Annotated in this window: 21 protein-coding genes; 19 read left to right on the forward strand and 2 right to left on the reverse strand. The window is 42.6% G+C overall.

Features of this window, described 5'->3' with window-relative positions; all coding sequences use genetic code 11:
• Positions 1-36: 36 nt before the first annotated feature.
• From NFS43_RS15745 to NFS43_RS15825, 17 genes are all read left to right on the forward strand, one after another.
• The gene (locus NFS43_RS15745) at positions 37-591 is read left to right on the forward strand and encodes a hypothetical protein (protein WP_251553695.1); all 555 of its coding nucleotides are present in this window, start codon (positions 37-39) and stop codon (positions 589-591) included.
• 292 nt (positions 592-883) lie between these two features.
• On the forward strand, positions 884-1,690 hold the full coding sequence (locus tag NFS43_RS15750; RefSeq protein WP_251553696.1) for an SDR family NAD(P)-dependent oxidoreductase: 807 nt from the start codon (positions 884-886) through the stop codon (positions 1,688-1,690).
• A 9-nt stretch (positions 1,691-1,699) separates the two neighbouring features.
• A complete protein-coding gene (locus tag NFS43_RS15755) occupies positions 1,700-2,734 on the forward strand; it encodes a ketopantoate reductase family protein (protein WP_251553697.1) in 1,035 nt (344 codons plus the stop codon).
• Positions 2,724-3,395: a GntR family transcriptional regulator gene (locus NFS43_RS15760; protein WP_251553698.1), complete on the forward strand. Its 672-nt coding sequence runs from the start codon at positions 2,724-2,726 to the stop codon at positions 3,393-3,395. The genes NFS43_RS15755 and NFS43_RS15760 overlap by 11 nt, the downstream gene beginning before the upstream one ends.
• Before the next feature lie 13 nt (positions 3,396-3,408).
• On the forward strand, positions 3,409-4,425 hold the full coding sequence (locus tag NFS43_RS15765; protein WP_251553699.1) for an ABC transporter ATP-binding protein: 1,017 nt from the start codon (positions 3,409-3,411) through the stop codon (positions 4,423-4,425).
• Complete coding sequence (locus NFS43_RS15770) at positions 4,379-5,374, forward strand: ABC transporter ATP-binding protein (RefSeq protein ID WP_251553700.1); 996 nt, start codon at positions 4,379-4,381, stop codon at positions 5,372-5,374. The genes NFS43_RS15765 and NFS43_RS15770 overlap by 47 nt, the downstream gene beginning before the upstream one ends.
• Before the next feature lie 21 nt (positions 5,375-5,395).
• Positions 5,396-6,409 carry an ABC transporter permease gene (locus tag NFS43_RS15775; RefSeq protein ID WP_251553701.1) on the forward strand — a complete coding sequence of 338 codons (1,014 nt, stop codon included), beginning with the start codon at positions 5,396-5,398 and terminating at the stop codon, positions 6,407-6,409.
• 13 nt (positions 6,410-6,422) lie between these two features.
• A complete protein-coding gene (nikC, locus tag NFS43_RS15780) occupies positions 6,423-7,241 on the forward strand; it encodes a nickel transporter permease (RefSeq protein WP_251553702.1) in 819 nt (272 codons plus the stop codon).
• 90 nt (positions 7,242-7,331) lie between these two features.
• On the forward strand, positions 7,332-8,960 hold the full coding sequence (locus NFS43_RS15785) for an ABC transporter substrate-binding protein (RefSeq protein ID WP_251553703.1): 1,629 nt from the start codon (positions 7,332-7,334) through the stop codon (positions 8,958-8,960).
• Between the two features lie 72 nt (positions 8,961-9,032).
• Positions 9,033-9,974, forward strand: coding sequence for a M14 family metallopeptidase (locus tag NFS43_RS15790; protein ID WP_251553704.1), 942 nt, complete (start codon positions 9,033-9,035; stop codon positions 9,972-9,974).
• 1 nt (position 9,975) lies between these two features.
• Positions 9,976-11,319 carry an amidase gene (locus tag NFS43_RS15795; RefSeq protein ID WP_251553705.1) on the forward strand — a complete coding sequence of 448 codons (1,344 nt, stop codon included), beginning with the start codon at positions 9,976-9,978 and terminating at the stop codon, positions 11,317-11,319.
• On the forward strand, positions 11,303-12,442 hold the full coding sequence (locus tag NFS43_RS15800) for a M20 family metallopeptidase (protein ID WP_251553706.1): 1,140 nt from the start codon (positions 11,303-11,305) through the stop codon (positions 12,440-12,442). The genes NFS43_RS15795 and NFS43_RS15800 overlap by 17 nt, the downstream gene beginning before the upstream one ends.
• Positions 12,443-12,456: 14 nt before the next feature.
• Entirely contained in the window at positions 12,457-13,182 is a 726-nt protein-coding gene (locus NFS43_RS15805) for a creatininase family protein (RefSeq protein ID WP_251553707.1), read from the forward strand.
• The gene (locus NFS43_RS15810) at positions 13,166-14,440 is read left to right on the forward strand and encodes a DUF885 domain-containing protein (protein ID WP_251553708.1); all 1,275 of its coding nucleotides are present in this window, start codon (positions 13,166-13,168) and stop codon (positions 14,438-14,440) included. Before NFS43_RS15805 ends, NFS43_RS15810 begins: the two co-directional genes overlap by 17 nt.
• 138 nt (positions 14,441-14,578) lie before the next feature.
• Complete coding sequence (locus tag NFS43_RS15815; RefSeq protein ID WP_251553710.1) at positions 14,579-15,115, forward strand: GNAT family N-acetyltransferase; 537 nt, start codon at positions 14,579-14,581, stop codon at positions 15,113-15,115.
• A gap of 321 nt (positions 15,116-15,436) precedes the next feature.
• Positions 15,437-18,046: a bifunctional acetaldehyde-CoA/alcohol dehydrogenase gene (adhE, locus tag NFS43_RS15820; RefSeq protein WP_251553711.1), complete on the forward strand. Its 2,610-nt coding sequence runs from the start codon at positions 15,437-15,439 to the stop codon at positions 18,044-18,046.
• 163 nt (positions 18,047-18,209) lie between these two features.
• Positions 18,210-19,400 carry a MalY/PatB family protein gene (locus tag NFS43_RS15825; RefSeq protein ID WP_251553712.1) on the forward strand — a complete coding sequence of 397 codons (1,191 nt, stop codon included), beginning with the start codon at positions 18,210-18,212 and terminating at the stop codon, positions 19,398-19,400.
• A 113-nt stretch (positions 19,401-19,513) separates the two neighbouring features.
• Here NFS43_RS15825 and NFS43_RS15830 read toward each other — a convergent pair whose 3' ends face one another.
• Both NFS43_RS15830 and NFS43_RS15835 read right to left on the reverse strand, forming a co-directional pair.
• Positions 19,514-19,807, reverse strand: coding sequence for a cytochrome c oxidase assembly protein (locus NFS43_RS15830; protein ID WP_251553713.1), 294 nt, complete (start codon positions 19,805-19,807; stop codon positions 19,514-19,516).
• Positions 19,794-20,048 (reverse strand): DUF2243 domain-containing protein, encoded by a 255-nt coding sequence (locus NFS43_RS15835; protein WP_251553714.1) that lies wholly within the window; start codon positions 20,046-20,048, stop codon positions 19,794-19,796. The genes NFS43_RS15830 and NFS43_RS15835 overlap by 14 nt, the downstream gene beginning before the upstream one ends.
• Positions 20,049-20,275: 227 nt before the next feature.
• Between NFS43_RS15835 and NFS43_RS15840 the strand changes: the two genes are divergently transcribed.
• Together NFS43_RS15840 and cysI are read left to right on the forward strand one after the other, a co-directional pair.
• Positions 20,276-22,075: an assimilatory sulfite reductase (NADPH) flavoprotein subunit gene (locus NFS43_RS15840; protein WP_251553715.1), complete on the forward strand. Its 1,800-nt coding sequence runs from the start codon at positions 20,276-20,278 to the stop codon at positions 22,073-22,075.
• A gap of 23 nt (positions 22,076-22,098) precedes the next feature.
• Positions 22,099-23,817, forward strand: coding sequence for an assimilatory sulfite reductase (NADPH) hemoprotein subunit (gene cysI, locus NFS43_RS15845; protein ID WP_251553716.1), 1,719 nt, complete (start codon positions 22,099-22,101; stop codon positions 23,815-23,817).
• Positions 23,818-23,913 lie beyond the last annotated feature (96 nt).

The raw sequence follows: 23,913 nt of genomic DNA on the forward strand, positions 1-23,913 counted from the left end.
AAGAAACACCAGTAATAGAGAGAAACGGTGATTGGAATGAGAAAATCATATAAGTCTGCTAAACATGTTATTTTAATCTTTTTTACAATTCTTACTCTGATGATTCCAACTAAATATAGTTTAGCAGACAATGAATCGACCATCGGTTTCATCATTGAAGCCAATCAAATGGAGGGAACACCCCTTGGGATGTTGCTGGCTGTTGGAGACACGGCAGACGAAAAAGCCCGGTCGATGCTGGAGTTAAAATTTGCGGATAGTTCAGTAAATGGATTAAAGATAAAAAAACTAGTGAAAACACAAAATGGCATCGTGACAACTAAAATAACTTCAAATGAAATGGTACACTTCCAAACCTTAACACTAAAAGTATCCAATGCTGAATTTAAGGATATCTACGTACCAGAATTAGGAAAGATAGGTTTTCATGATATTAAACTATTAGCTCATAATGTCGAAACAAATGCAGCCAACCTGCCACAATTCGTTTTAGAATTTGAAACAGGAGACACCCTAGAACTCCAACCCAAAAACGAACAAGAACTCCAAACCATAAAAAACACACTAGAAAACCTATTTCCCCCCTCCTAAAAAGCAATTCCAACTAAAAAGCATCACCCTCACAATGCCAGCACCTTCAACGCTTTAACGGACTGGGGGACTGTCCCCCAGTCCGTTAAAGCTTTAAACAAAGAAACAATGTCAGATTTTGTTACGGGATTGTTGAAAGAAGAGGAGGCATGTTTATAATTAGGTATTAATAGGGAATGAAGACTATACAAAATATTACAAAAATTATGAAATTAAATTGACTTTTAAGATATTTGTGGTTTATATTGTTAAAAACAGGTAAGTGATACAATAAAAGGAAGGGCGTGGTATTTTGAATAAAAGTGTCAACAGTTCACAATCAACATTTTTTGCTGGGAAAGTGGTTTTGGTTACGGGAGCAGCTCATGGAATCGGCAAAGGAATTTGTGAAGCCTTCCTCAAACACGGGGCAACAGTTATTGGCACCGATATTTTAGAGAAGGAACTTCTTGAAGTGGACAAAGAAATTGGAGGAATAGAAAGGAAGGCTGCCTTTTATACATATTCTTGCGATCTTACCGATGAATCAAACATAAAAGAACTAATCGAGTACGTAATAAATTATTTTAATAGAATTGATGTCTTGGTCAATAATGCTGGCGGAGTTTGCGGCCAAGTCCACCAGCCAGTAGAGGAAGTTTCAGCAGAAGCTTGGCGGAAGATATTCTCCGTTAACCTAGACGCAGCATTTTATACAACAAAGGCTGCTGCCCCATATATGAAAAGGCAGAACTATGGGAGGATTATTAATATTTCAAGCGGTGCCGGTAGAAGTACAAGCTTGACCGGCATTCAAGCATATGCAAGTGCCAAGGCAGGTCAAATTGGGTTTACTCGGCAAATGGCCCAAGAATTAGGAGCATTTGGCATTACCGTAAATAATGTGGCACCTGGATTTGTCCTTTCAAATCCGTCTACCCAAAAACAATGGGAAGCAATGTCACATGAGAAACAACAGAGCCTGGTGGAATCCATCTCAGTCAAGAGATTAGGAGAGCCGGAAGACATCGCCTATCCTGTGTTATTTTTCGCCTCGGATTTTGCCAGTTATATAAGCGGCCAAACCATTTCAGCTGATGGGGGACTACAACTTTTCTAGGGGGTTACTATGGACATTACAATTATTGGTTCAGGAGCTATCGGAGGTGTTTTGGGTGCCTACCTTTTAAAAGCCGGAAAACAAGTGACGTTTTGTGATATTGACCAGAACCACGTAAAAACGATGAATGAGCAGGGCCTTACAATTGAAGGACCAGAAGAAACTTTTACCGTAAACGGCTGTGCCTATACACCAGAGAAACTGATTCAAAAAGGGAAAAATTTAGACACCGTGTTCTTGTGTGTGAAAGCCCAGCACACTGAAGCAGCACTAGCTCCATTTCTACAGTTGATGAATCAAAATACAAAGGTGGTTTCTTTCCAAAACGGCCTATGTGAAAATTTAATTGCCAGTTTAATAGGGAAGGAACGAACAATTGGCTGCTTTGTCAATTTTTCAGCAGATTATTTAGAACCTGGCAAAATTCTTTATGGCGGGGTCTCCTCCCTATACATAGGAGAAATAGATAATACTATCAGCAATCGAGTATTAGAGCTAAAGGAAATATTACAAGATTGGGGACCAGTCCAAACGACAGACAATATTTGGGGCTACCTATGGAGTAAGATGTCCTATGCAGGACTTTTATACGCAACAGCTCTAGTGGACGAAACCATGGCAGGGGTTGTTAGGAATACAGAATTAAGAGAAACATTAATGGAATTATGCTCCGAAATATTGGAAGTGGCTGACAAAGAAGGTGTAACCCCCATTGAGTTTGATGACTGGGTTCCTTCACTCATTTATCCAAGAGAATCTCGGGATCTCCCGGCATTAAATGCCCAGCTTGAGAGGCTTGCAGCCAGAATGGCTTCAAACAAAAAGACAAAAAGCGGCATATGGAGAGATCTTGCCGTACGAAAAAGGAAAACAGAAATCGACGCCCAATTAGTCCCAATCGTCGAATTGGGAAAAAAACATCAAGTACCAATGCCTTTAACCACACTATTAATTTCAATGATCAAGGAACTGGAAAACGGCCAGCTCCAAATGGATTGGAAAAATCTCAATCGTTTAAAAGAGAGGTTTCTCGATGGAAAATAATTTGCTATTCAACCATGAGAACCTATCAGACCATGTAGTCAAAATAATCCGAACCATGATACTAAACGGAACACTTAAGCCCGGGGAAAAAGTGAACCAGGCGCAGCTTGCGGAAAAACTCACCATTTCTCGCGGACCCATTAGAGAAGCATTAAGGATGCTACAAAATGAAGGACTGATTAAACACGAAACCAATAAAGGGACATTCGTTACAACCCTATCTCTTCAAGATGCCTATGAAATTTACACACTTAGAGCTCTATTAGAATCCAAGGCCGCAGAGATTTCACTCAACTTTTTAACCGATAAGGAATATGCGAAACTCGAAAAACATTTGGATGAATTCCAACAAGCCTTGGAAAACAAAGATTTAGAGAGACAAGCCAGATGTGACATGAGTTTCCACAATTTAATCGTTGGAGCCAGTAAACACCAAAGGCTGATTCATATGCACAGGCAATTGGATACTCAGGTTGGAGCCATGTTTTTGACCGTGGCAAATATCCTTCCGGTAAGGGCAGCATTAGTAGTTGAGATTCACCGAAAGCTATTAGATGCCCTAAGGTCCCAAAAAAAAGAAAATGTCATTTCAGAGTTTTCCAGCCATTATTTGCAAGCCTTCGAAGAATTAAAGAATGTGAAAGAACTTTTGACCATTTAAAGGTGGTGTTGATATGTTACTTGAACTGCAAAACGTCTGCTTGGAATTAAAGCGGAACCATAAATACGTCAAAATCCTTGACGAGGTTTCATTTCAAGTGAATCAGGGAGAAACAGTGGGGATTGTCGGCGAATCTGGCTGTGGAAAAAGTATGACCGCTTTATCCATCATGCGCCTCTTACCTGAAAAAGCAAAACTGAAGGGGACCATCAAGCTTGAAGACGAAGACGTTACTAAATTTTCCAAAAAGGCTTTGGAGAAGGTGAGAGGAAATAAGCTGTCGATGATTTTTCAAGATCCGCTGACCTCTCTAAATCCCCTTCATACAGTAGGCAAGCAAATTGAAGAAACCCTCATGCTTCATACAGATTTGACGAAAAGCCAACGAAAACAACGTGTAGTCGAGTTACTTAGGGAAGTGGGTTTGCCTAGAGCAGAAGAACTCGTCCATGAATATCCGCATCAATTGTCGGGCGGGATGAGGCAAAGGATTATGATTGCTATTGCCATGGCATGCAATCCCAGCCTGCTTATCTGTGATGAGCCTACAACGGCGCTGGATGTAACCGTTCAAGCGCAAATACTTGAGCTTATGAACAGCCTAAAAAAAATGAATGAGATGGGCATCATTATGATCACACATGATTTAGGTGTTGTTGCTGAGGTTTGTGATCGTGTCATTGTCATGTATGCAGGAAAAGTGGTAGAGCAAGCAGGAGTTAAGGAATTATTTCAAAACCCTAAACATCCATATACCAAGGGATTAATCGAGTCCATCCCAAAACTGGGTGAGAGGAAACAAATCCTTGGCTCCATCCCAGGGACCGTTCCAGCTCCAGATAAATTGCCAAGTGGCTGCAAATTTGCCGACAGATGCAGTTATGCCATGGATACTTGCCGCCGAAAGATGCCGCCGATGGTCCACATTACAAACGAACATTCAGCATCATGCTGGCTATTGGAAGAAGAGGAGGGAGAGCAATTTGTCACTTCTGGAAGTAAAAGAATTGAAACAACACTTCACCATTAAGAAGGGCTTTTTAGGTGAAAAAAAGATCGTAAAAGCGGTTGATGGAGTCTCCTTTAAGATAGAGCAGGGAGAAACATTAGGGATTGTTGGTGAGTCGGGATGCGGCAAGTCCAGCTTGGGACGGACCATTCTCCAGCTGATTAAGCCTACTTCTGGAGTAATCCACTTTCAAGGAAGGGACATAACCCATCTGTCAAGGAAGGAAATGAAGGATGTACGGAAAGAGATGCAGATCGTCTTCCAAGATCCATATGCCTCGTTAAATCCGAGAAGTACTGTAAGAACCATTCTGGAGGACCCCTTAATCATTCACGGAATAAAGAGCAGACATAAAAGAATGGATATCATTGAAGGGATCATTGATAAAATTGGCATTCGCAAAGACCAATTAGACCGCTATCCCCATGAATTTTCCGGCGGGCAAAGGCAGCGGATTGGCATTGCCAGAGCCCTCACCTTAAGCCCGAAACTTATTATTGCAGATGAACCGGTATCGGCGCTGGATGTTTCCGTCCAGTCTCAGGTGTTAAATTTAATGGATGCATTACAGAAAGAACTAAACCTTAGTTACATTTTCATTTCTCACGATCTATCTGTAGTACAGCACATATCCGACCGTGTAGCTGTAATGTATTTAGGAAAAATAGTTGAAATAGCCGATGTCGATGAACTGTATCAAAATCCGCTTCATCCTTATACAAAGGCTCTTTTATCAGCTGTACCGCTTCCAGATCCAGCTCAAATGAAGGAACGCATCATCCTGCAGGGTGACCTGCCAAGCCCAGTTAATCCGCCCAGCGGCTGCCCATTCCATACAAGATGTCCTCAGGCCACACCGGAATGCAAAGCCGAGATCCCCGAGCTCAGGGAAAAATCCATGGATCATTGGGCAGCCTGCATTCATGTCCAACCTGGACAAAAACAAAGCATACGCACCAGCATTTCATAATCAAGAAAGGAGGCGGGCTAGATGGATGCGCTTCGCTATATTATAAAAAGAATTTTACTCATGATACCCATATTGTTTGGAATCAGCGTTTTGACTTTTTTTATATCAAATACGATTCCTGGAGACCCAGCCAGATTGGCTGCAGGACCTCATGCTGATGCGAAAATCATCGAAGAGCTCCAAGAAAAAATGGGGTTAAATGATCCCTTATATGTTCAGTATGGCAGGTATATGAAAAACTTGGTGCAAGGTGATTTGGGGACAAGCAACTATTCACACCAGCCAGTCATGGAAGACATCAAACAATATTTCCCAGCAACTTTGGAGCTCACCTTATTTTCTATGTTTATTACGATTTTAATAGGGATTCCTTTAGGGGTAATCTCAGCAAGCAAGAAGGACAAGCTCGCGGATCAATTTGCCAGGGTGATGGCTCTCATCGGTGTGGCTATGCCGGCGTTTTGGCTGGGGATTATCTTTCTACTTTTCTTTTATTTGCAGCTCGGCATACTGCCGGGATCAGGACGTTTAGATACTGGGCTTGCACCTCCAGAAAGCATTACTGGCATGTACACCATTGATGCTTTGTTGACAGGAAATTGGGCAGTTTTTAATTCGGCTATTATCCACTTAATTCTTCCGGGCATAACACAGGCAGCCGTAACGATTGGCATGATCACCAGGATGACAAGGTCCTCCATGCTGGAAGTGTTAAACAGCGATTATATCAGAACCGCCTTTGCCAAAGGAGGTTCGCAAAATCGCGTCCTATATGGCCATGCTCTCAGAAACGGAATGATGCCAATTTTAACGCTTCTGGGCATGACATTTGGCCACTCATTAGGAGGCAGTGTCCTTGTGGAATCCGTCTTCTCCTGGCCTGGTTTAGGCAGATACGCTGTAAATGCCATCACATATTTGGATTTTCCAGCCGTAATGGCCGTTACCATTTTGATCGCCGTTTTATTTATAACAGTCAATTTACTCATCGACATCTTGTACCAAGTGGTGGACCCACGACTTAATTACGATTAAAGGGGAGTAAGGAATGGTTAGACGAGTTTTTCTCAGCCCTTTAACCATGCTAGGGCTATTTATTGTAGTAATGATCGTTATCCTGGCCATATTCGCTCCGTGGATTGCGCCGAATGACCCGCTACAGGTCAATTTAGGGCAAAAACTATTGCCCCCAAGTTCAGAGCACCTATTCGGAACCGATGAGGTAGGCAGGGATATCCTTAGCAGAATTATCTTTGGAACCCGCATCTCATTAAAAATTGGGTTTTTAGTCGTCATCATCGCCTTTCCAATTGGAACCATTCTAGGGGCCATTGCCGGTTATGCAGGCGGGGCGGTGGACCAGGTTATTATGAGGATTACCGATATTTTCCTCAGTTTCCCTGGCATTATTTTATCCATGTCAATTGCGGCTGCATTAGGGCCATCAATCGAAAATGTTCTGCTTGCGTTGGCTGTCACTTGGTGGCCTTGGTACACCAGGATAGTCCGTTCATCCGTTTTATCAATCAAAAATTCAGAATTTGTAGAATCAGCCAGGGCACTTGGAGCAAGTCCCATAAGAATTTTAATCAAGGAAATAATCCCTAATACGATTGGACCCGCCAGTATCCAAGCCAGTCTTGATTTAGGCTTTGTGATCCTGTCTGCAGCCGGGTTAAGCTTCATTGGGTTAGGCGCTCAACCTCCTTCACCAGAGTGGGGAGCCATGCTGTCCTCAAGCCGGGAAATTCTCCGTGATGCCTGGTGGTCTGCTACATTCCCGGGGATTGCCATCCTCCTTACTGTCCTTGGGTTCAATCTATTGGGTGATGGATTAAGAGATTTGCTTGACCCTAAAAACAGATAAAATTCCAAAAACGATTCTATTCTGAGGGGAGGGATGCCTTCAAGCATAATCGGCAATACCATAAAAAATGATCAATTCGGGGGGAAACCAATGAACAAAAGCAGGTTGTTAGGAAAAGCAATGTCACTTTTACTCATTGTCATGTTGGCATTAACAGGCTGTAATAAGTACAATCAAGAATCTTCTGGTGAAGGAAACACATCAGAAAACAATGGCACTAATGCATCAGCTAAACCAAGCGACCCAAACGTATTTAATTTTGCTACTAACCAAGACATCCCGCACCTAGACCCGCATGGCACTTCGGCAAATACTTCTTTCCGTGTTACCTACATGCTTTATGATCGTCTGGTAACCTATGATGGAACCGATACCGAAGTAAAACCTCAATTAGCAGAAAAATGGGACATTTCTGATGACGGATTAACGTATACCTTTTATCTCAATAAAGAGGCCAAGTTTCACGATGGAACTCCTGTAACCGCGGAAGCTGTTAAATATTCATTTACCCGCGCTATTGACGTCGGCAAATCAGCCGCCGGCCAATTTAAAGGCGTTATTAATAAAGACAGCTTCGAGATTGTCGATGACCATACTATCAAAATCAAATTAGAACAGCCATTTGCTCCATTTATTAAAACTTTAGGCACTGTATTTGGAAATATCGTCAACCCTAAACTCGCCGAGCACCACGGAGATGACCTTGGTGAAAGCTATATCGCAGATAAAGATATGGGGTCTGGCCCATACGTGCTTGAAAGCTGGGACCGCGGGCAAAAGCTGGTTTTAAAAGCGAATGAAGACTATTGGGGAACCTCTCCTACAATGAAAACGGTAAACATCCAAATTGTCAATGAACCGTCAACCGCCCGTTTAATGCTTGAAAAAGGAGAAATTGACCTTATTGATGACACCATGCTTTCTCCTGATGTCATGAAACAAATGGAAGACACGGAAGGCATTGAGATCGTCAAATCACCTGGCTATGCCATCGATGACATCGCCATCAATATGGAAAAAGAGCCGCTCGATAATGTAAAGGTCCGCCAGGCACTTGCATATGCGGTAAACTATGATTCTATCAATAAAGATATCCTGTTAGATGCCGGTAAGCGTGTTGGAGGAATCATCCCAGAAGGCATGTTTGGTTACAACCCTGATGTTAAACTTTATGACTTTGATCTAGAAAAAGCGAAAGCACTTCTAAAAGAAGCCGGTTATGAAAAAGGATTTGATTTAGAGCTTCTCATCTCTGAAAATAATGAAGTCCGCAAGAACATTGCCGTAATGATGCAATCTGACCTAAAACAAATTGGCATCAATTTGAACATCAAGACATTGGCATGGCCGACATTCCTTGAAACAGTAACCTCTGGAGGCCACCAGCTGGCTCTCGCTTCTTGGACACCTGATTATCCGGATCCGGACTATAACCTTTGGTATTTTGCCCATTCATCCAGCAAAGGCCCTGGCTTTAACTTAGCCTATTTTGATAACAAGAACGTGGACCAGCTGCTGGAGGAAGGAAGAAAAACAGTAGATGAAAACCGCCGTGAGGAAATCTATAAAGAGATCCAAACGATTATGAATGATGAAGTTCCATATATCTTCCCATCTCAGCGTTTAGTTGAAGTAGCAAAAAGAGAATGGGTAAAAGGCTTTGAAATTAACCCAATGAATACTTGGTACGTTCCATTCCAAAAAATCACAAAGGAATAGATTAACAGTAAGCGGCCGTAAGAAGTTTCATCATACGGCCGTTTTACTCCATCTTAACTAGGAGGGGAAAATATGTGGAAGATTGGTAACCTTTCGGCTGCAAAAGGGGAAAAAGTGAAGGGCTATTTACAATTTGATTTAACAAAAGAAAAGCTGCCTGCCTTTTTAATCCATGGTGAACAAGATGGACCTGAGGTCTTGATCCTTGGAGGGATTCATGGCTGTGAATATACATCGATTGATGCTGCACTGAAATTGGCGAGAAGATTAGAACCTAAGGATGTAAAGGGGAGACTTTCTATTATTCCCATTGCAAACCCAGCTTCATTCTATGCAAGAAGCATCTATGTCCATCCCGAGGACAAAAAAAATCTGAATCGCTCATTTCCTGGAAAAGAAAAGGGAAGTGCTGCTGAAAAATTAGCCTATTGCCTCAATGAAACAGTGATAAAATCAGCCGACTATCTCATTGACCTCCATGGCGGCGATATGATTGAAGCCCTTGTTCCGTTTACCATCTATCAAGTAACGGAAGATCAAGCGTTGACAGAGCAATCCAAACAGTTTGCCTCCCTGTTTGGAATCGAATATGTAGTAGGCTCGACAGGACAGGTTGGCGGTTCCACCTATGCCTGTGCGGCCCAGCAGGGGAAGGTGGCAGTAATTGCCGAAGCAGGGCAGCAAGGAATACTAGATTCTAGTAAATCTTCCCTTTTACAAGAGGGCGTTAAAAATGCCTTAAGATCTATCGGTGTAATCAAAGGTGATCCTTCCAGCAGCCAAATCCGTGCCCTGCAGACTTTTGACTGGAGTTTCGCAGATTTTTCCGGTTTATGGTACCCATGTGTGGAGATTGGGGAAACAGTTCAAGAAAAGGCACTGATAGGTAAAATAACCGATGAATTCGGTGAAACCTTAAAGGAATATTATGCCCAAACCTCTGGTGTGGTTTTATTTTTAGTGACTTCATTGGCGATCAATGAGCGAGACCCGCTCTTGGCGATTGGTGATTAAGATGAAAAAGTGGCATGAACTCTCCATTTTGGAAGTGGCCGATTTGTATCGGCGGCAAGAGCTGTCTCCAGTTGAATTGGTGATGAATAGTTTCCGCCGCCTCGAGGAACTCGAACCGAAACTCAATGCTTTTATTACGACAATCGAATCACAGGCGATGGAGGCTGCCAAACAGGCAGAAACCATTTTTAGCAAAAAGGAACCAACATCATTGCTTTGCGGCATTCCCTACACTGTTAAGGATCTTTTCGATACAAAAGGAATAAGGACGACATGTGGTTCGAGAATCTTGCAGGACCATATACCGGATTCTACTGCCCAGTTGGTTGGGCAATTAGAGGCTTGCGGGGCCGTTTTGTTGGGAAAAACGAATATGCTTGAATTTGCTTACGGTATCGTCCATCCAGATTATGGCCAGACCAATAATCCATGGGATCTCACGAAAACTTCCGGAGGATCAAGCGGAGGCTCAGCAGCAGCCGTTGCTTCAGGGATCGGATCCTTTTCTCTCGGTTCAGATACGGGGGGCTCCATCCGCATACCAGCATCCTATTGCGGCATTTCCGGGTTAAAGCCGACATTTGGATTGCTGTCACTGGAAGGGGTATTTCCGTTATCTCCGTCGCTTGATCATGCCGGCCCTTTAGCAAGGACTTCCGAAGATATCTTAGTGGTAATGGAAACGCTTGTCCCTCATTTTCAAACTGCCGAAAGTCCTAAGGGAACAAACCTAGTAGCGGGAATCCTTCCGGCACATGCCTTTAATGATGTTAATGAGGATGTAAAACTTGTCTATCAGCAAGTTTTAAAAGAAATGGAAGCTATGGGCTGGAAATTAAAGGAGACAGAACTTGCCTCTTTGCAACATGCAGAGGAAATCGTCATGAATATTTTATTGCCGGAGGCAGCCATCATACATGAAAAGTGGCTGGGAAGAAAAACGGATTATGCCCCGCTGACATTTAAACAAATTGTGGCCGGCTTTGTCCATCGGTCTGTCGATTACCTAAAGGCGAAACAAGCTTCAGCCTGTGTGCGCCAAGAAATTGATCATATTTTGGAACAAGCCGGCATCCTTATTATGCCTACGGTTCCATTCCCTGCACCTGAGGAGGATCCAGCTCTTGAGGCAGATAATGAGATGAAATTTACCGGCCTGTTTAATATATCAGGTCATCCTGCTGTAACCATACAAGCAGGGTTTTCTAAAGAAAACCTGCCAATCGGAATCCAACTAATTGGCAGGCATGGCGATGATAGAAGCCTGCTTGAAAAAGCGATGATGCTTGAAAAGCAGTTTACAAAAACAGTGAAAGGAAACCAGTTGAATGTCCATAATTCTTAACTACCTGAAAGAACAACAGGAAGCCATTACAGAAACTTTGTTCAAGCTGACTGAATCCGAGTCTCCATCCATTAAAAAAGTTCTTGTAGACCGCTGCGGTGAAGTGCTTCGGGAGGAATTTGAACAACTCATTGGAGGGACAGTGGAAGTAATTGAAAAAACAGAAGTTGGCAATCAATATAAATTTACATATGGAGAAGGGGATGAAACAAACCAGGTATTGGTCATTGGCCATATGGATACGGTATGGGACGAAGGAGCTCTTCCAATTAGAAAAGAAGGAAATATCCTATATGGCCCGGGCGTATTTGATATGAAAGGCGGTCTAACCATTACCCTTTGGGCCATAAAAGCTTTAAAAGAGAACAACGTGAAATTAAATAAAAAAATAACTTTTCTTGTCACAACAGACGAGGAAATCGGCAGCGAGCACTCAAAGGAAATCATTCTCGAAGAGGCCCAGAAAAGCTCGGTTGTGTTTATACCGGAATCAAGCATTGCCCCTGATGGCGCAGTAAAGACCGAACGAAAAGGCGCCGGGCAGTTTTCAATGAAGATAGAAGGAATTTCTGCGCATGCTGGGATAAACGCATGGGACGGGGCAAGTGCGATTGAGGAATTGGCCTATCAAATTCTCGATTTAAAAAAACTCGCTAATCGTCAGGAGGGCATTTCCATTAATGTTGGAACAGTTAGTGGCGGCACTCGGGTCAATGTCATTGCCAAAGAGGCCGCGGCCGATATTGATGTTCGCATTACCAAGAAAGCCCAAGCACAAGCACTGGTAAAGAAGATTATGGATCGACCTTCTTTTATTGAAGGGACAAGAATAGAAATAAACGGGAAAATAGAACGATATCCGCTAGAACGAACAGATGCAGTTATTCAATTATATAAAGACTTAAAAGAGATTGCTGCTTCTCATGGCTATGAGCTGGGGGAAGGCTCCTCAGGCGGGGCAAGTGATGGGAACTTTACTGCCTGGCTTGGCATTCCTACTATAGATGGACTTGGCCCTGTCGGGGATGGCGCCCACTCCGATCATGAGCACGTAGATTTAACAAACCTGCCATACCGGGCCGCTTTACTGGCAGAAATCATTTTAAAATATGCCGTTCATTAGAAAGGATGATGACGATGTACATGATGAATTTAACTTCCTTACAATTTAAGGAAATGAAAAAAACGGTGGATACTGTACTTTTGCCGATCGGAATGATGGAAACACACGGGCCGCATTGCTCCATAGGGACGGATGTATGGATTCCTCGAGAATTTGTCCGCCGTCTTGATCAGGTGATTGGCGATCGTGTATTAATGGCCCCTGAAGTAGCCTATGGTCATTCATGGGCACTTGCCCCATTTGAAGGAACGATTGATATATCCGCAGAAGCCTTTACTCCATATGTCTACGAGGTTGGAAAAGAGTTTCATAGAAATGGGTTTGACCAAATCATTCTATTTAATGGCCATGGCGGGAATATCCCTAGCTTAGCGGTTGTAGCTGAAAAACTAGCCGACCTTGGAATGAAGGTGCTGACAATTAATTGGTGGACCGATTATCGGGAACAAATCCTCGACATTACCAAAGGTCCCGGTCATGGCGGCGAAGACGAAACTTCCTTAGTGCTGGCGATTGACGAAAGCCTGGCGGACCCCACGATTGTTGGTGATTATCAAATCAAAATGAATCCGAAAATCAAATTTCCTAACTCAGGAAAAACACTATATAAAGACGGTTATCTTGGGAATGCCGGAAATGCAACAGCAGAGAATGGAGAAAAACTATATCAAATGATGATGAAGCTTATATTAGCCGATATTGAAGAGTTATGGAGTGTGGCTTATGAATCCATTAATTAAGGGCGAAAAAAATGTTCTGCGCTGGACAGAGGCACCAGTGGGAGAGAAAATTGTCGATATTGTGGCCAGTTTAAATGAGCAAACGAATAAGCTATATGGCACAGAAACAGCAACTGCCAATTACAGCGGGATAAAGCCGACTTTGGCCAGTTTTGATGACATCGGAACCTCGCTGGATGAAGTAGATGCTGCAATTGCTTTTAAGGAAGGACATGAAGGAGAATACCTTAGAGCGATGGTAAATGGGTTTCGTTATTTTGCCAGAAGCCTGCAGGGAGACCAGGTTCCTTACGACGAACTTATTGCGAACATACAGGAACTCCCCTCGGCCCTCATCACTGATAATCAATTGGAGCATGCAAAAGAACTGGTTGAGAAAGGGCTGGCCGATTTAGGCTACAAAGGCACTTTAATGGAAAAATCAGCTGCCTGGCGCGCAGATACCATCATTGCTCCAGAACAAGTGACAACGGTTGCCGAGAAATTTCGTGAGAAAAGTAAGCAAGGTACTTTAAATCGAGTGATTGGACTGCCTGAAGAAGACGGCATCGACTGGATTAAATCGATTCGAGGCGTCTTCTGGAGCGGATATTCCAAATACACTGGGAATTTCCGCGGCAATCTGACATTTAACATTGACCGTCCCTGGACGGAACCGATCCTGGCCCAGATTATGTGCCACGAAGGCTACCCTGGTCATCAAGCATTTTATTGCCGTTGGGATTATTTGTTTCAACAGGGGAAACTGCCTCTGGAAGCTTCTTACTACTTAATCAACAGTCCAACGAATGCGCTGTTTGAAGGAGGTCCAGAAACTGCCTTAAGCTTCCTTGGCTGGGATGATGTTAGCGAAGAAACCCCTGGTGTGACCGATGTACAAAAACAGCAATATTTACTGGCGAGAAATTACCTTGACTACCAGAGAATGTTTACAACAAACGCCTGTTTTTTGTTCAATCTTGGGAATATGACAAAAGAAGAAGCGGTCGATTACATGGTAAACCGCGGGGGAATAACAGAAATTGAAGCAAACAATGCCTTTAGGTTTTTCTCGGATCCTGTTCAAAAGACCTATTATCCTTGTTATTTTTACGGGCGCTGGATGGTTGGAAATTCGTACAAGGTAACTCCAAAAGAGAAGCGTGATGAATATTTTTCGATTCTTTATGATACTCCGCATACTACGAGCACGTTTATAAAGGCGATTAGCAGCCTTAATGGGAAACCGTTTAACGCTTTCCATACATTAAATCAATAAAAGCGGGCTTAGCAGGTGAAAGTTCGCAAACATCCCCTGCTAAGCTACTATTCCAATAGTCTTTGTATAGCTTTCCGCTCCATTTTATTGGTTGTCCTACATTAAGTAAAAAATAGGCAGGTAAAGAGGTTGATGAAGATGATTGAATTAAAGTATTTTGGCTTGGAAGATATTCCGCAATTAGTAAACTGGATTGACAGCCCCGAATTTTTGCTCCAATGGGCTGGTACGAGTTTGAGGTATCCATTAGATTACCAGCAGCTTGAAAGCTATGTGAAAAATGCTAATCATGCCCATTCAAATATATTTGCGTATAAGGTAATCCATTCAGATACCGGGAAAATCATTGGCCATATTTCCCTTGGCAATGTCAACCGTGAAAACGGCAATGCCAGAATGTGCAGAGTTTTAATTGGCGATCAATCCATGAAAGGGAAGGGCATTGGCTCGATGATCATTAAAGAAGTGTTAAAAATTGCCTTTAATGAGTTAAACCTTCATAAAGTAAGTCTGGCTGTATTCGATTTTAACCAAACGGCCATCCGGCTTTATGAAAAAATGGGGTTTACTAAAGAAGGTTATATAAGAGAAGCCTGCAAGATTGGAAATGATTTTTGGAACTATTATGAAATGAGCATCCTAGATCGTGAATGGAAAGAGAAAAATTCATTATAATTATTTTGAAATAACTTTTATCATGTAATCGCTTTCTTTTATTTATATTACTTAGATTGAAATGCTTTAAAGAGAGGACTTTTATTCTGTCATATATTGTTCAATATTTCACAAACTATTATTTAAAAATCATGGTATGATTACCTCATAAGATATAGAGAGGTGATCAACCACAAAAAACATTGATACATAACAGGCACAAAAATTTTTTTAACTCATCATGTGAATCATTTCACAAATAGTATTTACATTTCTATCCTCTTATTTTTTAATGGTTTTTGTGAAATATTTCACATAAAAATTGAAATGGAGTGATATACAATGGCAGTACCTGAAAAAGCAGTCAAGGAACAGCAAAATGTAACTAAAATGATTGACCAATTAGTTGACAATGCACGTAAAGCTCTGAATGAATTCCGGAGCATCCAAACCCAAGAATCCATTGATGAAATCGTAAAACAAATGGCATTAGCCGGCCTTGATCAACATATGACACTTGCAAAACTTGCAGTGGAGGAAACAAAAAGAGGCGTCTATGAAGACAAGATCATCAAAAATATGTTCGCTACCGAATACGTCTATCACAATATTAAATATAATAAAACCGTTGGCATAATCGGTGAAAACGAGCACGAAGGAATCATAGAGATTGCTGAGCCAGTGGGAGTCATCGCAGGCGTGACACCCGTTACCAATCCAACCTCAACAACTATGTTTAAAGCGCTCATTTCGATTAAAACGAGAAATCCGATTATCTTCGCCTTCCACCCATCGGCGCAAAAATGCAGCAGTGAGGCAGCAAGAATATTGAGAGATGCAGCCATCCAGGCAGGAGCTCCGGAAAATTGCATTCAATGGATTGAAGCACCTTCACTTGAAGCAACCCAGGCCTTAATGAACCATCCAAAAGTCTCGATGATTCTGGCCACAGGAGGAGCAGGCATGGTCAAGTCCGCTTACAGTTCCGGAAAGCCAGCCTTAGGTGTCGGTCCTGGAAACGTGCCTTGCTATATAGAAAAAACTGCTAATATAAAACAAGCAGCCAATGACTTAATATTATCCAAAACATTTGATAATGGCATGATTTGCGCTTCCGAACAAGCTGTGATTATAGATAAAGAAATTTATGCAGAAGTAAAAAATGAACTGATTGCCAATAACTGCTATTTCTTAAATGAAGCTGAGAAAGAGAAGGTTGAAAAACTGGTCATAAATGAACAATCCTGTGCCGTAAACCCGGCGATTGTTGGAATGCCTGCATTTAAAATCGCTGAATTGGCCGGGGTTAAAGTTCCTGAAGATACCAAAATTCTGGTAGCCGAACTAAAAGGAGTAGGACCTGGTTATCCTCTTTCAAGAGAAAAATTAAGTCCGGTGCTTGCATGCTATAAGGTGAACAGTCATGAAGAAGGGTATAAACGGGCGGAGGAAATGCTGGAGTTTGGCGGTTTGGGCCATTCAGCCGTCATTCATTCTTCAGACAAGACCGTTATTGAGGAATACGGTCTAAAAATGAGAGCCGGTCGAATCATCGTGAACTCCCCATCTTCCCAAGGTGCCATTGGCGATATTTATAACGCCTATATGCCATCCTTGACACTGGGCTGTGGAACGTATGGAGGAAATTCAGTATCCACCAACGTCGGCGCAATAAACTTAATTAATGTGAAGAAAGTGGCAAAGAGGAACGTCAATATGCAGTGGTTTAAAGTACCAGCTAAAATATATTTCGAAAAAAATTCCATTCAGTATTTAGCCAAAATGCCAAAGATATCTAAAGCATTTATTGTTACCGATCCTGGAATGGTGAAATTAGGTTATGTTGATAAAATTCTTTACTACTTAAGAAAGCGCCAAGATTATGTGCATTGTGAAATTTTCTCAGAGGTAGAGCCGGACCCATCTATTGAAACAGTAGCAAAAGGGGCAGAAATGATGTCGAGATTCCAGCCGGATGTCATCATTGCCTTGGGCGGAGGATCTGCGATGGATGCAGCCAAAGGGATGTGGTTGTTCTATGAATATCCTGATGTTGAATTCTTTGGCCTAAAGCAAAAATTCCTGGATATTCGTAAAAGAATTGTGAAATATCCTCATCTTGGAAAGCAGGCACAGTTTGTGGCAATTCCTACCACATCAGGCACAGGCTCTGAGGTAACCTCCTTCTCGGTTATTACGGATAAGCAAGCGAATATCAAATACCCGCTGGCAGATTATGAATTAACACCTGATGTGGCCATCATTGACCCTCAGTTTGTCATGACGGTTCCTAAAACGGTGACCGCAGACACAGGTTTAGACGTTTTGACTCATGCAATTGAAGCTTATGTATCCAACATGGCGAATGACTTTACTGATGGTCTTGCCATGAAAGCGATCCAGCTTGTGTTTGAGTATTTACCGCGGGCTTATAAATATGGCGACAAAGATGAAGAAGCCCGTGAAAAGATGCATAACGCCTCCACAATAGCTGGCATGGCGTTTGCCAATGCATTCCTAGGGATTAATCACAGTCTTGCCCATAAACTTGGTGCAGAGTTCCATATTGCCCACGGCCGGGCCAATGCTGTTCTCATGCCGCATGTCATCCGTTATAATGCAACAAAACCTAAGAAATTTGCCGCATTCCCGAAATACTCTCATTTTGTTGCTGATCAACGTTATGCTGAAATTGCCAGAACCCTTGGCCTGCCGGCACGGTCCACTGATGAAGGAGTAGAAAGCCTAATTCAAGCCATCATTAAGCTGGCTAAAGAATTGGATGTTCCTATGAGCCTGGAAGCTAACCAAGTGGATAAAAGGGAATTTGAAAGCAGGGTTGATTATCTTGCAGACCGAGCATTTGAAGACCAATGTACGACTGCGAATCCCAAGCTTCCACTTGTAACTGAATTAGCGGAAATCTATCGATTGGCCTACAAAGGCGTATAACATAAGGCAGAGCCCAACCAATTCAATTGGCTGGGCTCTGCTTTTGTAGGAAAGGTTATATCTCGAATAATAATGTTTTAACTATCTCGATAGAAGTTTTATAATAGAAGGAAAGAATAAAAAAGGCAAACTACTCATAAAAGATGGGAAGGGATGGACGTAAATGAAATATAATTTTGACGAAATCATCAACCGAAGAGGCACATATTCCGTAAAGTGGGATGGCGGGGATTTTATTAAAAAAGCTGGGCTGACAAGCCGGTATGATGACGAGACCATCCCATTATTTACGGCAGATATGGATTTGCCGGTTCCGCAGCCATTGATTGATGCGTTACATAAAACAGTGAACCATCGCATATTTGGCTATACTGTCTTTCCGCCAGAGTATTTTGAAGCGATTCAGCATTGGTTTAAAAAACGCCATGATTGGGAAATTAAAAAGGAAGAAATCGTATATAGTCCTGGAACGGTTCATGCGTTAAATGTCGCTGTGAGAGCCTTTACCGAACCGGGGGACGGGGTGATCATCCAGCGTCCTGTTTATCCGCCATTTACCTCAAGCATTGAATCGAATGGCAGGGTGGTCAGAAATAATGCTTTGAAACCCGATGAAGAAGGCTATTACCACATTGATTTCGAAGATTTTGAAGCGAAAGCCAAAGAGGAAAGTACAAAAATGTTCATTTTGTGTAATCCGCATAATCCAACGGGAAGGATTTTCACTGTTGAAGAGCTGAAGAGATTGTCTGAAATCTGTGCGGCAAATAATGTATTGATCGTGGCGGACGAAATTCACGGCGATCTAGTCCGACGCAGCCAAACCTTCGTCCCAATCGCGAAAGCAGCGGGGGATGCTGACCAGATTATCACGTTTACAGCCATCAACAAAACATTCAATGTAGCCGGTCTGCATTGTACAAATGCAGTTATTTCTAACCCGCAGCTTAGGGGAAAATTTTCTAAAGCGATGGGGCATCAGTCACCTAACCCTTTTATGATTTCTGTATTAATCGCCGCTTATACTGAAGGTGAAGACTGGCTGGAACAGTTAAAAGAGTATATTGACGGCACTATGGACTGGGTGGTTAACTTTTTAGCGGACCAAATGCCGAAGGTAAAAGTAAGAATCCCAGAAGGAACATATATCATGTGGATGGATTTTAGCGGCTATGGACTGACACCTGATGATGTCCATGACCGAATTTATCATAAAGCCAATGTATTATTGGAGGATGGTAAAATGTTCGGCGAAGAGGGGCTTTCCTTTCAACGAATTTGCATCCCATCACCAAGACCGATGATCAAAGAAGCATTTGAGCGTATTGCAAGAGAGTTTGAAGATGTAAAATAAACAGCAAATAACCCGCCGTCTCCTGTATGTTCAATGGGGCAACGGGTTATTTACATTTTGTGCGAGGATCCTCTCATTACACCGGAATTTGATTTTGGTTTGTCAGCTTTATATCATTTATAACAGAGAACGAAAATGATCCCTATATCAATTAGATCCCCGCCATAATACATAAGCATTCCGGCACATTGAGCTTCCGTCTCCGACACGCCGCCAGGGGGATGGGCATAAATATACTTGGATAGTATTCCGTGGCCTGCTAATGACACTATTAAAACTGAGGCACGATACATAAATCCAGTCAGATGTGCAACAGGGTCCATTGAAATAAATGCGGCCGTAAAAACATAACCAGCAATAAAAACATGGCAATGGATCATTAATTGTAACAGCTCATTTTTCTGCATAAGTAAAAGAATGCTCTTGGAACGGATATTTAAGGTGAAACCGACTATAATCATTATCCCGGTGCATATGTACCACGTTATCATAAGGAACGATATTTACATTGTAACGGACCTGATGCAGCTTCATTATTTTATGCTGAACAGTTCCATCATATAAATTAAAGATGCCAGCCACCAGAAATACCCCTGCAGTCCATCTGATTACTGCCCAAGCACTTCGCCGCCGAAGATCGGCAGCCATAAACAGCGGCTAAAAAATTTCTTTATGATACCAAATAAATAAACTCAATATTTTAGATAGCAGATAAATAAATCTACAAATCCCCTAATTCCTACTTGACTAATAGGAATACTAAAACTATGATTATAGTAATCAATTTTTGTAACTGAAAAAGTGTTTTGAAAAGACTGAAACTTGGAAATATACTCTTTTTACAGTTTAAAAATTCCATTGCGAGGTGGGTATTGTTGCAACTTCAAGTATTGAACAGTCCGTTTAATCAGGAGCAGGCAGAGCTCCTAAACCGCCTTCTGCCAACATTGACAGATTCCCAAAAATTATGGCTGAGCGGATATTTAGCTGCATCGCAGTTTACATCTGTTCAAGTGACTCCAGGGACGCCTGCCGCAGCCATTTCAAGAGAAGTAACGATTCTTTACGGGTCGCAAACAGGCAACTCGCAGCGCTTAGCTAAACAAGCGGCTAAAACTCTTGAAGGAAATGGTTTTCAGGCAGCCGTTTCATCAATGAGTGATTTTAAACCAAACAACTTAAAGAAGGTGAAAAACCTGCTTGTTATTGTCAGCACCCACGGTGAAGGGGATCCACCTGATAATGCCATCACATTCCATGAATTTTTATTCAGCAAGCGTGCGCCAAAGCTGGATGATCTTCTTTTTTCTGTATTGGCGCTTGGTGACAGCTCATATGAATTTTTCTGCCAGACCGGAAAAGACTTTGATTCGCGTTTGGAGGAACTCGGTGGAACAAGACTCTACCCCCGATTTGACTGCGACGTCGATTATGATGAGCCAGCTGCAGAGTGGCTGGAAGGTGTTCTTGGCAGTCTAAAAGAATCAGAGGGTACTAGGGATGACCGTGCTTTGGTTACGGGACCGCCGCAGCCGGCAGCGGAATCCGCCTACTCCAGAACAAACCCATTTAAAGCGGAAGTTCTTGAAAATATCAATTTAAATGGACGTGGGTCGAATAAAGAAACACGCCATCTAGAATTATCACTCGAAGGCTCCGGTCTAACTTTTGAACCGGGTGACAGCTTGGGTATCTATCCAGAAAACGATCCGGAACTTGTGGCACAGCTGCTAGCCGAACTGCCGTGGAAGCCGGAAGATAGTGTCATCATAAATAAACAGGGTGAAGTTTTATCATTAAAAGAGGCATTAACTTCCTATTATGAAATTACCGTCCTTACCAAACCGCTTCTTGAGAAGGTCAGCCAACTTACAAAAAAGGAAGGATTAAAGGAATTATTGGCTTCAGAACATTCAGAACCAATTAAAAGGTACCTATCCGGACGAGATCTATTGGATTTGGTCCGTGATTACGGCACATGGGGTGAATCAGCACAGGAATTTGTTTCGATTCTTCGGAAAATACCAGCCCGACTTTATTCCATTTCCAGCAGTCTAACGGCTAATCCTGAAGAGGTGCACTTGACAATCGGAGCAGTCAGATACCAAGCACACGGAAGACAAAGAAAGGGTGTTTGTTCAACGTTAACAGCCGAGAGGCTTCAGCTGGGCGATAAAGTACCCGTGTTCATTCAGCATAATGAGAACTTTAAGCTGCCAAATAATCCAGCCGCTCCCATTATCATGATTGGCCCTGGAACTGGTGTAGCCCCATTCCGCTCGTTTATGCAAGAGAGGGAAGAAACGGGTGCTCCAGGAAAATCATGGCTGTTCTTCGGAGATCAACATTTCCGTACAGATTTCTTGTATCAAATTGAATGGCAAAAATGGCTGAAGGAAGGAATCCTAACCAAAATGGATGTTGCCTTTTCCCGCGATGCTGCCGAAAAGGTGTATGTGCAGCACCGATTGCTTGAGCACAGTAAGGAACTATTCGAATGGCTTCAAGAAGGCGCCTATGTATATATTTGCGGTGATGAGAAGAACATGGCCCATGATGTCCATCAAACCCTCATTGCCATCATTGAACAAGAAGGCAAGATGAGCCAAGAACAGGCAGAAACCTATATAGCCGAATTGCAGCAGCAAAAACGCTACCAACGTGACGTATATTGATTGGGTGAAAGGAGTTATTCAACATGGTGAACCTGAATTTTAAAGCACCAGATGGTCCTCCAAGTGATGTGGAAGAAATAAAATTAAAAAGTAATTACCTTCGAGGAACGTTAAAGCAAGTGATGCAGGACCGGTTAAGCGCCGGCATACCTGAAGATGATAACCGCCTGATGAAACATCACGGCAGTTATTTGCAGGATGACCGGGATCTAAGGGCGGAGCGCCAAAAGCAAAAGCTGGAACCGGCGTATCAATTTATGCTTCGTGTCCGGCTCCCTGGAGGGGTAGCAACCCCTTCCCAATGGCTGGTCATGGACGAATTGGCCGACCGAAACGGCAATGGGACATTAAAACTGACTACCCGCCAGACCTTCCAAATGCATGGCATTTTGAAATGGAATATGAAAAATACCATTCAGACCATTCACCAGACACTCTTGGATACAATCGCTGCCTGTGGGGATGTCAATAGAAATGTCATGAGTACATCAAATCCATACCAATCTGAACTGCATGCAGAGGTTTATGAATGGTCTAAAAAATTGAGTAATGATTTGCTGCCAAAGACAAGGGCTTATCATGAGGTTTGGCTCGATGAGGAAAAAGTAGCCGGAACTCCTAAAACAGAAGAAGTGGAGCCCATGTACGGACCGGCTTATCTTCCACGTAAGTTTAAAATTGGCATTGCGATCCCGCCAACCAACGATATCGATGTTTTTTCACAAGACCTAGGGTTTATTGCCATTATTGAAGATGATAAGCTAGTTGGATTCAATGTAGCCATCGGCGGAGGAATGGGCATGACACATGGAGACCAAGCCACCTATCCGCAATTGGCAAAAGTGATTGGATTCGTTAAACCAGATAAACTTTATGAAGTGGCTGAAAAAACCATTACCATCCAGCGGGATTACGGAAATCGCTCTGTCCGCAAGAATGCAAGATTCAAGTACACTGTGGACCGGCTTGGGTTGGAAAACGTCAAATTGGAGCTTGAGGGCCGGCTTGGCTGGAAGCTAGAAGAAGCAAGACCGTTCCATTTTGACCATAATGGCGACCGTTACGGCTGGGTTAAAGGGATAGGAAATAAATGGCACTACACCTTGTTTATTGAAGGCGGACGTGTTGCCGATTTTGAAAATTACAAGCTGAAAACGGGCTTGCGCGAAATCGCAAAAGTCCATAATGGGGAATTTCGTCTTACCGCCAATCAAAATGTCATTATTGCCAATGTTTCTGCACAAAAAAAGAAAAAAATTTCCGAAATTATGGAGCACTATGGCTTATCGGATGGCGGACGCTTTTCAGCCTTGCGCCGAAACTCCATGGCATGCGTCGCCCTGCCAACATGCGGATTGGCAATGGCTGAAGCGGAGCGGTATTTGCCCAGCCTTCTCAATAAAATTGAAGATATTGTGGATGAAAACGGGCTGAGAAATGAAGAAATCACAATCCGCATGACAGGCTGCCCAAATGGCTGTGCCCGCCATGCGCTAGGGGAAATCGGCTTTATAGGCAAAGCGGTAGGAAAGTACAACATGTACCTTGGAGCTGCCCATGATGGCAGCCGGTTAAGCAAAATGTACAGAGAAAATATTGGTGAAGAAGAGATTTTAAATGAATTGAAAGTGCTGTTTTCCCGATATGCGAATGAGCGGAACGAAGGCGAGCACTTTGGCGATTTTGTCATCCGCGCTGAAATCATCAAAGCCACAACAGATGGAACGAATTTTCATGACTAGAAAAGAGACAGATCCCTGTCTCAGATTGTCGAGAAAGGGTATTTTTCTCGGCAATTTTTTATTATCACAGAATCTAAATACCAAATTTATTGATTG

The sequence above is a fragment of the Neobacillus muris genome (genome assembly GCF_943193175.1).
Lineage (GTDB): Bacteria > Bacillota > Bacilli > Bacillales > Cytobacillaceae > Neobacillus > Neobacillus muris.